10 protein-coding genes are annotated in these 13,790 nt (G+C 72.5%); 7 read left to right on the forward strand and 3 right to left on the reverse strand.

Annotated features, from left to right (window positions below; genetic code table 11):
* Window positions 1-16: 16 nt before the first annotated feature.
* From tdh to OG522_RS06265, 3 genes are all read right to left on the reverse strand, one after another.
* Entirely contained in the window at window positions 17-1,045 is a 1,029-nt protein-coding gene (gene tdh / locus OG522_RS06255) for an L-threonine 3-dehydrogenase (RefSeq protein ID WP_329461933.1), read from the reverse strand.
* Between the two features lie 656 nt (window positions 1,046-1,701).
* Entirely contained in the window at window positions 1,702-5,100 is a 3,399-nt protein-coding gene (locus tag OG522_RS06260) for an AfsR/SARP family transcriptional regulator (RefSeq protein ID WP_329461934.1), read from the reverse strand.
* 97 nt (window positions 5,101-5,197) lie between these two features.
* On the reverse strand, window positions 5,198-5,962 hold the full coding sequence (locus tag OG522_RS06265) for an MmyB family transcriptional regulator (protein ID WP_329461935.1): 765 nt from the start codon (window positions 5,960-5,962) through the stop codon (window positions 5,198-5,200).
* Window positions 5,963-6,227: 265 nt separating this feature from the next.
* Between OG522_RS06265 and OG522_RS06270 the strand changes: the two genes are divergently transcribed.
* From OG522_RS06270 to OG522_RS06300, 7 genes are all read left to right on the forward strand, one after another.
* Window positions 6,228-6,893 carry a helix-turn-helix domain-containing protein gene (locus OG522_RS06270; RefSeq protein ID WP_329461936.1) on the forward strand — a complete coding sequence of 222 codons (666 nt, stop codon included), beginning with the start codon at window positions 6,228-6,230 and terminating at the stop codon, window positions 6,891-6,893.
* 228 nt (window positions 6,894-7,121) lie between these two features.
* Window positions 7,122-7,649, forward strand: a complete 528-nt coding sequence (locus OG522_RS06275; protein WP_329467505.1) for a toxin-antitoxin system, toxin component — start codon at window positions 7,122-7,124, stop codon at window positions 7,647-7,649.
* 3 nt (window positions 7,650-7,652) lie between these two features.
* Window positions 7,653-8,840, forward strand: coding sequence for an MAB_1171c family putative transporter (locus tag OG522_RS06280; RefSeq protein ID WP_329461937.1), 1,188 nt, complete (start codon window positions 7,653-7,655; stop codon window positions 8,838-8,840).
* Entirely contained in the window at window positions 8,837-10,261 is a 1,425-nt protein-coding gene (locus OG522_RS06285; protein WP_329461938.1) for an FAD-dependent oxidoreductase, read from the forward strand. Before OG522_RS06280 ends, OG522_RS06285 begins: the two co-directional genes overlap by 4 nt.
* A 68-nt stretch (window positions 10,262-10,329) precedes the next feature.
* Window positions 10,330-11,625 (forward strand): VWA domain-containing protein, encoded by a 1,296-nt coding sequence (locus OG522_RS06290; RefSeq protein ID WP_329461939.1) that lies wholly within the window; start codon window positions 10,330-10,332, stop codon window positions 11,623-11,625.
* A gap of 35 nt (window positions 11,626-11,660) precedes the next feature.
* Window positions 11,661-12,431, forward strand: a complete 771-nt coding sequence (locus OG522_RS06295; RefSeq protein ID WP_329461940.1) for a hypothetical protein — start codon at window positions 11,661-11,663, stop codon at window positions 12,429-12,431.
* A gap of 298 nt (window positions 12,432-12,729) precedes the next feature.
* Window positions 12,730-13,608: an NAD(P)-dependent oxidoreductase gene (locus OG522_RS06300; protein WP_329461941.1), complete on the forward strand. Its 879-nt coding sequence runs from the start codon at window positions 12,730-12,732 to the stop codon at window positions 13,606-13,608.
* The last annotated feature ends 182 nt before the right edge of the window (window positions 13,609-13,790 follow it).

Genomic DNA, 13,790 nt, shown 5'->3' on the forward strand with positions numbered 1-13,790 from the left:
TGGGTCCGGCGGGGACTCAGACGGTCCAGTCGAGGATGATCTTGCCGCTGCGGGCGGTGGCGGCCTCGTCGAAGGCCGCGTCGAAGTCCTGGTAGCCGTACGAGCCGGTGATCACGGGGCTGAGGTCGAGGCCGCCCTCCAGGAGGACGGTCATCGCGTACCACGTCTCGAACATCTCGCGGCCGTAGATCCCCTTGACGGTGATCATCGAGGTGACGATCTTCGCCCAGTCGACGGCGAACTCCTGCGACGGCAGGCCGAGCATCGCGATGCGGCCGCCGTGCGTCATGTTGGCGACCATGTCGCGCATGGCCTCGGGGCGGCCCGACATCTCCAGGCCGATGTCGAAGCCCTCCTTGAGGCCGAGCTGCTTCTGGGCGTCGGCGATGGTGTGCTCGGCGACGTTGAGCGCGAGGGTGGCTCCGGCCTTGCGGGCGATCTCCAGGCGGGACTCGCTGACGTCGGTGATCACGACGCTGCGGGCACCGGCGTGCTTGGCAACGGCGGCGGCCATGATGCCGATCGGGCCCGCGCCGGTGATCAGCACGTCCTCGCCGACGAGCGGGAAGGACAGCGCGGTGTGCACGGCGTTGCCGAACGGGTCGAAGATCGCGGCGACGTCCAGGTCGACCTGGGTGCGGTGCACCCACACGTTGGAGGCGGGCAGCGCCACGTACTCGGCGAACGCGCCGTTACGGCCGACGCCCAGGCCGATGGTGGAGCGGCACAGGTGGCGGCGTCCGGCCAGACAGTTGCGGCACTTCCCGCACACGAGGTGACCCTCGCCGCTGACCAGGTCGCCCACCGCGATGTCCTGGACGTCCGCGCCGATCGCGGCGACCTCGCCGACGAACTCGTGGCCCAGGATCAGCGGCGTCTTGACGGCGCCCTGCGCCCAGCCGTCCCAGGAGCGGATGTGCAGGTCGGTACCGCAGATGCCGGTGCGAAGGACCTTGATCAGCACGTCGCCGGGCCCCGTCTCCGGCTCGGGCACGTCCATGAGCCACAGTCCGGGTTCGGCGTGCTGCTTGACAAGGGCCTTCATGGGCGCGGCTCCCGGCGTACGGAGAGGGGCGAACGGTCACGGATCGCGACCGGACGGTTATGGAGTGGCTGCCGGATCGGGACCTGACGGATCTGGCTGATCACCAATCTGCCGAGACCGGGCCGCCGAGTCCATCGAGGATTTCTTAAGCGGGCCAACAGTCGAGCTTCACGCGCGCCCCTCGCGTCACATCGGCGACCCCCGCGGATCGCCCGTACGGCCCGGACGTCGGCCGTCCGCGGGTGCCCGCTGTGACGGTGATGGCCGGAACGTGAGGCGCTCGCCCGCGAGAACGAGGAACAGCCGGATGGAGCAGCCCAGTCACCGCCGGTCCGGGCCGAGGGGCCGGGTGGCTCGGCCGAGAGACGAGGGGCTCCGGGCGAGGGACGGGGGGGCTCACGCCGCCGGACGGGAGGCTCAGCCTGAGGGACGGGCGGCTCAGGTCGCGGGATAGGCGGTTCACGCCGACGTACGGCGGCACAGGGCGAAGAACCGGCGGCTCAGACTGAGGGACAGGTGGCTGAGGTCGGGGGATGGACGACGGCGGCACAGGGCGAAGAACCGGCGGCTCAGACTGAGGGACGGGTGGCTGAGGTCGGGGGATGGACGACGGCCGCACAGGGCGAAGGGACGGGCGGCTCACGCCGCAGCCGCGGTCACACCAGGGCCGCGGCCTCGCGCACGTCGAGTTCCGCGCCTTCCGCGTGGGCGCGTTCGTAGGACGCCGTGTCGAGGACCGCGCGCACGGCCTCCTCCGCGTCCCGCCGGGTCTCGGACTCGGCGGGCAGCGGGCGGAAACCGAAGCTCACGCGACCGGTGGAGTTCCGGTCGTACGCGCCGAGCAGCCGGGCACCGTCCCGTGCGGCGCCGAGTCCGGCCTTCGCCCATGCGGCGGCGAGGAACTGACTGATGATCAGGTTCGGGGCGACCAGATGGGCCTGGGCTTCCAGCTGACGTACCGCGTCCTGGATGCGGTCCTGCGCGTCGGCGTACTTTCCGTCCAGACAGTCCAGCCAGCCGTGCATGCCCGCGATGAGCCCACGGAAGAGATCGGGCGTCGAGCGGCTGAACTCCCCTTCGATCGACCGGAGTTGCTCGCGGGCCGCGTCGGGGCGGCCGGTACGGCCACAGTGCTGGGCAAGGAGCAGGCGGACGGCGGAGATGCCGTTCCCCGGAAAGCGCCGCGACTGCGCGTCGGCTTCCCTGAGCAACCGTTCCGCCGCGTCGCGCTCGGCCGGAGTGCGGGCCGTCTCCAGTCTGACGGCGGCCAACCGCGCGGTGAACTCCGGCACTTGGACGTGCGGGCCCGTGCCGGTGATGCTTTCCAGGGCCCGCTCGAAGACGGCGGCGGCCTCCTCGTACCGGCCTTCCCGCTCGTACGACTCGCCTTGCCCGGAGAGGGCTTCCGCGATGGCCCACGGGTCGCCGAGCCGCTCGAAGAGCGCGAGTGCCTCGTCGGCGTCGCGGCCGCCGAGGAGCTTCGCACGGAGCAGGAGGGTGAAGGCGAGGTCCCAGGGGTCGCCGTGCGTCCGGGCGTCGGCGACCATCGCGTCGACGGCCTGGTCGAATCCGCTGAATCCGCCGGTCAGCAGGCGGGCGAAGTACCAGACGGAGCCGGGTTGCCGAGTGTTCTGCGCAAGACCCGTGCCGTACGCGGAGACCACCCGGCGCAGATACGCCACGGTCTCGGGGCTGTTGAACGCGGCGGCGTCACCGCCGGCCGCGAACACCATGAGCTCCACACCGCGCCGTGCCTCCCAGAGCTGTTCTTCGGACCACGGCGGCGGACGGTCCGTGCAGCGGTCGGCGAGCGGGACGGCGGGCCGTACGGGTTCGGCGAAGGGGTCGGGACCGAGCGCGGCGACGGCCCGGGACCAGCCGCGCGCCTCCGCATGGTGGCCACGCAGCTGCCAGAACCAGGCCATGGCGAGGGTGAGGCACAGCGCGTCCTGCTCACACCGTCGGTCAACTGCCGTGCGCAGAGCGGCTCTTACGTTGTCGTGCTCGACCTCGAAGCGCTCCATGACCTCGTGCTGACGCGGGCCGCGCAGCACGGGCTCCCCGGTGCGGACGAGTTCGCGGTACGCGGCGAGATGCCGCAGCTCGGCCGCCGCCCGCTCCCCCGCCTCCTCCAGCCGCTCGAAGGCGTACTCCGCCACGGTCTCCAGCAACCGGTACCGCATGGCGTCGTCGCCTCCGGGCGCCGCGATGACGAGCGACTTGTCGACAAGGGAGCCGAGCAGGTCCAGGACGTCGGTTTCGGCGACCGCGGATCGCACACCGCCGGGCGACGGGGCGAGCGCGCTCTCGCCTTCCGGGACGGGATCCGCGCAGACGGTCTCCGCCTGGGCCAGGGCGAAGCCTCCCGCGAAGACGGCCAGCCGCCGCAGGACGGCCCGCTCCGGAGTGTCGAGCAGTTCCCAGGACCAGTCGACCACCGCACGGAGCGTCTGCTGTCTCGGTTGCAGGGTCCTGCTGGTGCGGGGGCCGGTGTTGAGCAGCCGGAACCGGTCGTCGAGCCGGTCCGCGATCTGGCGCGGGGTGAGCATGCGCAGCCGGGCGGCGGCGAGTTCGAGGGCGAGGGGCAGCCCGTCCAGGCGCCGGCAGATCTCGGCGACAGCGTCCGGATCGTCATCGGTCCTGAAGTCCGTCCGGGCCGCGGCGCCGCGCTGCCCGAACAGCCTCAGAGCGCTCTCGTGCGGCAACGGGCCGACCGCCCTCACCCGCTCCCCCGGCACGCCGAGCGGTTCGCGGCTGGTCGCGAGGACGGTGACACCCGGGCAGCCGGTCAGCAGTTCCTGCACCAACTCGGCCGCAGCGCCGATGACTTGCTCGCAGTTGTCGAGCACGATCAGCACGCGGAGGCGGGCGCAGTGGGCCAGCAACTGGGTGACCGGATCGCGGGGCGCCGTCTCGGTGGGGCCGCCGAGCCGCGTCTCCCGGGCACCCAGCGCGGTGAGTACGGCCTCGGGCAGGCTCTCCGCGTCCCGTACGGGTGCGAGCTCGGCCAGCCACACCCCGTCGTCCCACTGCCCGGCCAGGCCGTCGGCCGCCTCCACCGCCAGCCGCGTCTTACCGGCGCCGCCCGGCCCGGTGAGCGTGACCAGGCGCGCCCGGGTCAGATCGCTGTGCAGCGCCCGCACCTCGGACTCCCGCCCGACGAAGGAGGTGAGCCGCGACCGGAGGTTCCCGGCGGGCCGCCGGGGCGGCGTGCGCGGCTCGGCCGCGCTTCCTCGTCCGGGGAGCCCGGCATTGGCAGGGGAGACTGTGCGAGAGGGGTCCGTGCGGGTCCGGCCCGCGAGAGCGCTGTCGGCATGCCGCTCGGGGTTCAGCAATTCCGTGTGGAGGGCCAGCAGCTGCGGCCCCGGGCCGGTACCCAGGCGGTCCGCGAGCGCGCTCCGTACGGATTCGTAGGCGGCCAGGGCCTCTGCCGGGCGGCCCGCTGCCCGCAAGGCGCGGATGTGGAGCGCCTGGAGGGGCTCGTCGAGCGGGGCGGTCGCGGCCAGCGCGGACAGCTCGCCCAGAGCGCTCTCTGCGTGCCCCAGCTCCACCTGCGCCGCGAGCCGGTGGCGGCGTGCGTCGGCACGGTGCCGCTCGGCCCGCACCACGGCCGGATCGCCGTCCCGGGCGGGGAGGTCGGCAAGTACGGGCCCCTGCCACAACGCGAGGGCGTCGTGCAGCAGCCCCGAGGCCCTCAGCGGGTCCCCGGCGGCCAGCGCCGCCACGCCCTCCTGTGCGAGCCGCTCGAAGTGGAAGAGGTCGATCTCCTCGGCCCGCGCGGCGAGCCGGTACCCGCCCGGCACGGACTCCACCGCGTCCCGCCCCAGTGCCCGTCGCAGCCGTCCCACCAGCGCCTGAACCGCCGCGATCTCGTCGGCGGGCAGCGCGTTCCCCTCGCCCCACACCTGCGCGACCAGCACGGACTGCGGCACCGCGCGCCCCGCGCCCGCCGCCAGCGCGGCCAGCAGCGCTCTCAGCCGGGCTCCGCCGAGCGGCACTTGGCTGCCGTCCGGGTGCCGGGCACGCGTCGGTCCGAGTACGTGGTAGCGGATCATCACCCGCCCATTCTCCCCGCGCGCCGGCCCCGTCCTGAACCGGCTCGTGGGAAGAGCCGGGCCCGCGGCGGGCGAACCCCGCTCTCCCGCGGAGCGCTCAGCGTGGGGGGACCACGCTGAGGTGGGCGCGGGCGCGCCGGGCGGCGGGCTCGGTGTCGCGCAGTACCAGGGTCAGCCGTCGCATCCCCAACCGGCGTAGCGTACGCGGGGATTCGACGACCAGTCGGCAGCTGGTGCGGCCGCGTTCGGGGTCCGGGTGGCGCACGTGCCGCAGCGCGCCGTCGTGGTGCACGGCGGCGTCGCCGACCGCCCTGACCCAGTACGGAAGGCCGAGGCGGAACGCGGCGTCCATGATCGGGTCACCGGCGATCTCGCTGCGGATGTCGCTCAGCCCGGGAGCGCTCTCGTTCCCGGCGTACGCCTCGGCGAACTGGGCCAGCATCGGCAGGCACCAGGCGGTCTCGTGCTCGGCGAGCACGTCGGCCGCGTCCGGGTGGAAGAGCACGAAGCGCAGGAAGTTGTGGCCCGGCATGGCGGTGGGGTGCGGTCCGACACCGCCGAAGAGCGCGTCGTAGGAGGCGTTGGCGTGGGTCACGCCCCACCCCTGGTCGAGGACCACGGAAGGGAAGGGCAGGGCGTCCGTCATCGCGAAGTAGTCGTGGAGATAAGCCCTGAGTTCGGGATCGTCCGGGAGTCCGGGGGCGCCGGTTCTCGCGGTCGTCGTGTTGTCGGCGGCTCGCTCCCCCGCGGCCGTCTGCTGTTCGGCGGGCTCCGGGACCAGCGCGAACGGGCGCCCCACCACCAGGGCGTGCACTGCCGGAACCTTCGTCACCGAATCCTTCGCCACCGATTCTTCCGCCATCGAGTACGCGACTCCTCTTGCTGGCCCGCGAGTGCGGCGGCCGGCCTTCGGGCCCGCCCTCGGGGCTCGGAGGGCGATCTTCACCCCGCGTTGCGATCCTGATACCGCTACCCCGATGATGTCAAGCATTGTGGCATTCCAGCCCCCCTAAGCTTCAATTGCGCCACAACTGTGGCAAGTTCTGGTTGTTGTTGCCGGGACCCGCTAGCCTCCGGAGCATCCACTGTTGTGCCCACCGACCACGCATGATCTAGGAGAACTACTGGTGACGGACGGCTTCCTGGTTCCGGGACCGGCGGCCACGGGCCCCCTCGCGGCCGTCGTCGCCCGTGTGGCCGAGCTCGCCGGAAAGCTCGGAATGAGTCATGCGGAGGTCTTCGACATCCACCGGCTCTCCGAGGCTTCGGGCGTTCCCGCCGAGGTGGTGGGCGCGCTGCTCGAAGGGCGGCCGGCCGGTGAACCCGACCTCCAGGCCCGCTTCTTGCAGCGCTTCAGCCTGCTGCGCAGCACGCGGCGCAAGCCCAACGGGCGCCCGCACACCCAGCAGGAGATCGCCGACGGCGCGGGCATGTCGCGCCAGCAGGCGGGCGCGCTGATCAACGGCGACCGGCGCCCGACGATGGAGCACTGCGACGCGATCCAGCGGTTCTTCGGCGTCCACGCCGGCTTCCTGACCGCGGACGACACCGACGCGCTCGGCGGCGCGCTGCTGCGCACCGAGCAGGAGCTCCTCCAGCAACTCGCGGGCCGCGAGCGCGAGGTGACGCTCACCGGCACGCCCGGCGGCGACGCGCTGGAGCGGCTGCTCCAGGACCACGGGGTACGGGGCATCGCCTGGCGCGCCGCCCAACTCCCCACCGACAAGCACCGCGACAAGGTCACCGAGTGGCTCGACATGCTCCTGGAGAGCGTCAAGCGGTCGGAGTCCTGACATGCCTCTCACCTCGGCGCGGCGGCGCTCCGCCGCGTCTTCAAGCAGGTCCGGCCGTCGTCGCCCGTTCGTTTTCGGCCTGAGAATGATGCCGGGTTCAACGAACTCCGGCTCAATGTTGACTGGATCAATCGCGTGCGGCTCGGCAGGCTGCACAATGACGGGCTGCTCGACGAAGTGCTGCTCCATGAACGGCTGGCGGGGAGAACGGTGGGCATAGGCAAGGACATGCGCCGGCTGTGCGGCGAGCTGATCGCGGGCATCACGGTCCCCGCCCCGGCGGAGCCGACCGCTCTGTACGCCGCCCTGTGCGAGGGCATGAGCCGGCGCCGGGGCCGCCCCGTCGAGTTCCGCACCGCCGCGTTCCCGCCCGGCACCGCCAGCGGGCTCTGGCTCGACATGGCGGACCGGGACCTGGTGGTCCTGGAGGAGCGCACCGCACCCGACCACCAACTGGTCATCCTGGGCCACGAGTTGTGGCACATGAACGCGGGGCACGGCAGCCACCACGTCGACGGCGGCACTGTCGCGGCCCGGCTGCTGTCCGAGGAGGGCGACCTCGGCGCCGCCGTACGCAAGGTGGCCGCCCGCACCCGTTCCCACCTGGCCGAGGAAATGGAGGCGGAAAGCTTCGGCCTGCTCCTGGGCAGCAAGTGCCGGCCCTGGCTGGAAGCCTCCGGCGCTCGGGGGCCCGACCGCGACCTGCTCGCCGGCCGCATCGAGGCCTCACTGGGCTATCGCTGGCCACAAGGCTGATGCGTGAAGGACCCTGAGTTCTATCTGCCGGCCATCCTGCTGGTCACGGCCTTCGCTTGCCGGTTCCCGGGGATGCGGCAGACTTGGCGCGACCCGCTGCTGCGGACGGTCAACGCCCTGCTGGCCGTGGCCAGCTCGGTGTTCTTCTTCGCCGCACCCACCACCATCGCGGCGGTCAACAAAATCACCGGGGTACCGAACTTCTCGGCTCCGCTGGTGTATTCGATCCTCACCGCCTTCAGCGCCTCCTGCCTGGTGCTCATCATCAACTGGCGGGGCGGGCCCCCAGAGGCCGCGCGCCGGGCGACGTTGCGGTGCATCACCGCCTACTCGGTGGTGATCGTCGCCCTGTTCACTCTGTTCGCGCTCGCCCACGCCCCGGTTGAGCGGCTCCGCGACCTGGACACGTACTACGCCAACACGCCGTACATGCGCGAGATGATCGTTCTGTATCTGGTGGCGCACACCGTCGCGGCGCTGGTCACCACCTGGCTGTGCTGGGGGTGGTCGGTGAAGGTGCACGGCTGGCTGCGCGCCGGTCTCGTCCTCATCGTCATCGGCTACCTGCTCAACCTCGTCTTCGATGCGGTCAAGTACACGGCGGTCGCGGCGCGTTGGTGCGGGCGGGACCTGGACTTCCTCAGCACCGGTGCGGCCCCGCCCGTGGCGTCGATGTCCGCTGTGCTCATCGGCTCGGGGTTCATCATCCCGTTGGTCGGGCCCCGCTTCTCGGACACCTGGCGGTCTTGGTCGGCATATCGCAAGCTCGGGCCATTGTGGCGCGCCCTGCACGGCGCGCCGGCCTCACCGGGTGCCGCGATCAAAATGGCCTGGTGGTCACCGGTTGAGCTGCGGCTGACGCAGCGCGAGTCCGGCATCCTCGACGGATTCCTCACGCTCGCCCCGTACTTCGACCGGTCGCTGCACTCCAAGGCCAGGGGTGCCGCCAGCCGCTCGGGAGCCGATCCGAAGCAGGCCGAAGCGGTCGCGGACGCTGCCATGATCGCCGCCGCCCTCACCGCCAGGGCCAGGGATCCCGAGGGCAGGGCCTTGGAGTCCACCGGCCAGGACGCCGCCCCCTCCATCGAGCGCGCTCGCGATCTGATAGGTGTCTCCCAGGCGTACCGCCGTTCAGCCATTGTCGAAGCAGTCCGCCGCAACGCGGCACGGTCGGAGAACACGTACTCATGAGCGCATCGGACGAAACGCCGTCGGAACCGTCCCACAGAGGCAGAGCGGTGGTCATCGGCGGCGGGCTCGCCGGCATGCTGGCCGCCGCCGCGCTCAGTGGCTCGGTCGGCGAGATCACCGTGATCGAGCAGGACGCCCTTCCCGCGGGCCCCGAGCCGCGCAGGAACCTTCCGCAGGCTCGGCACGCCCACGTACTGTGGTCCGGCGGGGCGGAGGCGATGGAACAGTTGCTGCCCGGCGTGACGAGGGGCTGGCTCGCCGCCGGCGCCCACCGTATCCCGCTCACGTCCGGCATGGTCGCGCTCTCTCCCCAGGGCTGGTACCGGCGTTGGCGCGACTCCCACTATCTGATCTCCTGCGGCCGGGATCTCCTGGACGCCACGGTCCGCGACCTGGTCCTCGCCCTTCCCAGCGTCACGCTTCTCGACTCCACCCGGGTGCTCTCACTCGAAGGCGACGCGAGCCGGGTCACGGGCGCCCGAGTGCGGACGGCGGACGGCACGGAACGGGTGCTGCAGGCCGACTTGACGGTGGACGCGAGCGGCCGCGGCACGCACACCCGGCAATGGCTCGACGTCCTGGGGGTGCCCGCCGCGCGGGAAGAGGTCGTCGACCCCGGCGTGGTCTATGCGAGCCGGGTCTTCCGTTCGCCCGCCGGGGACCAGCCGTTCCCGGTGGTCAACGTGCAGGCGAACCCGCGCATGATGGAGCCCGGCAGGACCGCCGTGGTGCTGCCCATCGAGGCCGGCCAGTGGCTGGTCACGCTCTCGGGCACCCGCGGTGTCCGGCCCACCAGCGCCCCGGACGCGTTCGGGCCGTTCGCCCTCCAAGCCCGGCACCCGGTCGTGGGCGACCTCATCGCCGACGCCGAACCCCTCGGCGAGGTGGCCACGTTCGCCAACAACGCCAGTCGGCGGCACTTCTTCGAGAAGGTCAAACAGTGGCCGGAGGGGTACGTCGCACTCGGCGACTCGGTCGCGGTGTACAACCCGGTGTACGGCCATGGCATGTCGGTGGCGGCGCAGGGTGCGCTCGCGCTGCGCGAGACGCTGGCCGAGCATGGTGTCACCGCCCAGGGGCTCGCACGGCGGGTCCAGCTTGCCGTGGCCCGCCCGGTGGGCACGGCATGGATGCTCGCGGGCCAGGACATCTTCTATCCTGGCGCCACCGCCAGGCGCCCCCGCCTGACCGAACGGGTCCTCGGCCGTTGCGTCGACCGGCTCATGCGCACGTCGACCAGCAGCTACACCGTCGCCACCGCGCTGACGGACGTCATGACGCTTTCGACTCCCGTCACCAGGCTGGTGCGGCCCAGGGTGCTGCTCGCGACGCTGGCCGGGCCCAGACGGCCGCAACTGATGGACCCTCCCCTGACGGGACGTGAACTCGCGCTGGCGAAAGGCGCCCAGAAGACCCCTTAGGCCGCGCCCAAGCGCCTGCCGTGCCAGTGGATTTGGGGGCCGGATCCGATCTTCCATAAGATCCGGCGATGATCACCAGAAAACGGCTGGCGGCCGGAGTGTGCGCGCTGGTCGCCACCTTCGCCACCGGCATCCTCCCGGCCGTGGACACGGCCCCGGCTTACGCGGCCGCCCGGCCCGACGGGCAGTCCGCCGAGAAGCCGGCGCCCAAGGTCGACCTCGTCCTCGACGTCTCCGGCTCGATGCGGACCGCCGACATCGACGGCAAGTCCCGGATGGCCGCCGCCAAGCAGGCGTTCAACGAGGTCCTCGACGCGGTCCCGCCGGAGGTCCAGCTCGGCATACGGACCCTGGGGGCCAACTACCCGGGCGAGGACCGCAAGGTGGGCTGCAAGGACACCCGCGCGCTCTACCCGGTCGGCCCGCTGGACCGTACCGAGGCGAAGACCGCCGTCGCCACCCTCGCACCCACCGGCTGGACGCCCATCGGCCCGGCCTTGCAGGGCGCGGCCCAGGACCTCAAGGGCGGGGACGCCACCCGCCGGATCGTGCTCATCACCGACGGAGAGGACACCTGCCAGCCCCTCGACCCGTGCGAGGTGGCCCGCGACATCGCCGCCCAGGGTCTCCACCTCACCATCGACACGCTCGGCCTGATCCCGGACGCCAAGACCCGCGAGCAGCTCACCTGCATCGCGGAGGCCACCGGCGGCACCTACACGTCGGTGCAGCACACCGACCAACTCTCCGGCAAAGTGAAGCAGTTGGTGGACCGGGCGGCCGATCCCGTCGCCGTGCCCGTCGCCACCAGCGGCACCGCGAGCTGCCAGGACGCCCCGCAGCTCAAGCCCGGCCTGTACACCGACCGCGAGAAGTTCGCCGAGCACCGCGCCTACAAGGTGGACGTGCTGCCCGGCCAGGAGCTGCGCGCGTCCGTGAGCGTCGGCGTCGACCGGCAGACCAACCCCGACTACGGCGTCCTGCTGCGGGCGGTGACCGCGCACGGCCGCGAGATCGTGCGAGGCGCGGAGGCGGGCGACGGTCGTACGGACCTCATCTCCACGGGTCTGCGCTACCCGAAGGCCCCCGCCGACGACTCGGCCGACAAGTCGACCCCGGAGTCCGTGTGCCTCCAGGTCTCCAACTCCTTCTCCGCGCCGCCCGGCGTCAAGACGGACCCGGGTCTGCCGGTCGAGCTCGCCATCGACGTGGTGAACGGACCGGACAGAGCCTCGGACGTCGCCTCCTTCGGCCTCGGCCGGGGCTGGTGGCTGCTCGGCGCGCTCGCTCTGACGGGCCTGGTCGCCGGTCTGGTGTGGGGCTGGGTCTCGCGCTGGCGCATCGCGGTCTGGCGGACCCGCTGATGCCGAAGACCACCTCTCGCCCTGGGGGCCAACTGATGCGTACCGTACGGATGTTGACCGCGGCCGCGCTGATGGGCGCGGCGCTTTTCGGGGGCGCGGGTCCCGCGCTCGCCGATTCGCCCTCCCCCAGTCCCTCCGCCTCGAAGAGCGGTGCGGCGCCCACCGAGGCGGGCACGGCGTTCCGTACCGCGGTCGCCGTCGGGCAGGGCCAGAAGGCGACCGCGTCCGGGTCGACCGGCGACTACCTGTACTGGATGTTCCCCGCCGACGCCGGGCAGCGCCCGACGGTCACGGCCAAGGTCACGCTCCCGGACGCGGCGACCCGGCACGGCTCCGCCACCTGGCGCATCGACGTGTACGACGGGCTGCGCCGCCGCCAGCCCTGCATGTACGGGACGCAGTCCCGCGCGGCGGCGCCGGACGCGGCCGCCGTCGAGCTCTCCTGCACGCTGCGGCCGACCGTGGCCTGGGCCGACACGTGGTCGAACGACCCGCTGCCGGGCAGCTACTACATCCGGCTGACGGCCGTCTCGCTGCCCGAGACCGACCGGGGTCTGCCGTTCAAGACGGAGGTCGTGCCGACGGTCCTGGACACCGGGGGCGCGCACGCCGTGGACGGCAAGCTCGCCGCTCCGCTCGGTGCGAAGTCCGCGGTCGAGCCGGACGGCGGCTGGGCGTCGGGCTGGTGGACGGACCGCTGGGTGTGGACCGCCGCGGGAGGCCTGCTGGCCGCGCTCGCGGGCGTGGGCGGCTACAGCCTGACCCGCGGCCGGGGCCGCCCCTCGCACGTGCCGCGCGGGATGTGAGGGCGCTCTCACACCGCTTCCCTGCCCATCGCCCCACCCAGGGGCGGTGGGCAGCCGCATGTCCGGGAGCCCTCTCGGACGCGGCCCCGGCGCCGCGGTCGCAATGCCCCCGGTCATCACACCGCGGGTTTTCCCGTGTCCGGGACCGCTCTCGGACACGGCCCCGGCGCCGCGGTCGCAGCGCCCCGGTCATCACGCCGCCGCTTTTCCCGGCGCGGCACTGCACCCCCGTACCACCCCATCCGTACGAGACTCGGACGTACGCGACCGAGCACCACCAGCCGTGAAGGAGTTCCTCGTGTCCTCAGCTTCGAGTGCCCCCACCGTCGCCGTACTCGGCACCGGCCTCATGGGCTCCGGCATGGCCCGCAGTCTGCTGCGGGCCGGACTGCCCGTGCGGGTCTGGAACCGGACCCCGGCCAAGGCGCAGGCGCTGGCCGGCGACGGAGCCGTGGTGCACCCGGGCGCCGACGAGGCGGTGCGCGGCGCCGACGTCGTGCTGACCGCCCTCAACGACGGCCCGGCCGTCGAGGCCACCCTCGACGCCGCCGCTCGCGGCCTGCGCCCCGGCCAGCTGTGGCTCCAGACCTCCACCGTGGGACCGGACGCCACACGCGAACTGGCCGCGCGGGCGGCCGAGTTGGGGGTGGTCTACTACGACTGTCCCGTCCTGGGGACCCGGCAGCCGGCCGAGGACGGCAAGCTGACCGTCTTCGTCTCCGGTCCTCCCGAGGCGCGCGAACGCCTCGCGCCGGTCCTCGACGCGATCGGGCAGCGGACCGTCTGGGTGAGCCACGAGCCGGGCGGGGCGTCCCGGCTGAAGCTGGTCGCCAACACCTGGGTGATCAATCTGGTCGGCGCCGTGGCCGAGTGCCTCGGTCTCGCCGAGGGGCTGCACGTGGACCCCCGCCTGTTCCTGGACGCGATCGCCGGCGGCCCGCTGGACACCGCCTATCTGCACACCAAGGCAGCCGCCGTCCTCACCGGCGACCTGACGCCCAGCTTCGCGGTGTCCACCGCCCTCAAGGACACCCGCCTGATCCTCGAAGCGGCTCAACAGGCGGGCGTACGACTCGACTTGACGGCGGCGTCGGCCGAGCGGTTCAGCCGGGCCGAGGCGTCCGGACACGGCGACGAGGACATGATCGCGACCTATTTCGCGGGCCACGCCCAGTAGGCGGACCACCGCCGGTATGCGGGCGGCGCCGCTCTCGCCGGGGCCCGCAAACTCCGGCGAGAACGGCTCGGGGGGTTCGATAGCATGGCCCGGTCCACCGGGCGGGGCGTCACCAGGCGTGATCCTCTCCTGCGGGGCCTCCCGACCTGGGTTCGCCGCGGCCTCGCCGCGGTGCCGTACGC

Origin of the sequence: Streptomyces sp. NBC_01431, assembly GCF_036231355.1 — a bacterium.
Classification (GTDB): Bacteria; Actinomycetota; Actinomycetes; order Streptomycetales; family Streptomycetaceae; genus Streptomyces.

Excerpts from the sequence above, each read along its gene's own strand:
- OG522_RS06295 (WP_329461940.1), top strand. The coding sequence starts at position 11,661 with ATGCGTACCGTACGGATGTTGACCGCGGCCGCGCTGATGGGCGCGGCG.
- OG522_RS06285 (WP_329461938.1), top strand. The coding sequence starts at position 8,837 with ATGAGCGCATCGGACGAAACGCCGTCGGAACCGTCCCACAGAGGCAGA.
- OG522_RS06275 (WP_329467505.1), top strand. The coding sequence starts at position 7,122 with ATGCGCCGGCTGTGCGGCGAGCTGATCGCGGGCATCACGGTCCCCGCC.
- OG522_RS06290 (WP_329461939.1), top strand. The coding sequence starts at position 10,330 with ATGATCACCAGAAAACGGCTGGCGGCCGGAGTGTGCGCGCTGGTCGCC.
- OG522_RS06265 (WP_329461935.1), bottom strand. The coding sequence starts at position 5,962 with ATGGCGGAAGAATCGGTGGCGAAGGATTCGGTGACGAAGGTTCCGGCA.
- OG522_RS06260 (WP_329461934.1), bottom strand. The coding sequence starts at position 5,100 with ATGATCCGCTACCACGTACTCGGACCGACGCGTGCCCGGCACCCGGAC.
- tdh (WP_329461933.1), bottom strand. The coding sequence starts at position 1,045 with ATGAAGGCCCTTGTCAAGCAGCACGCCGAACCCGGACTGTGGCTCATG.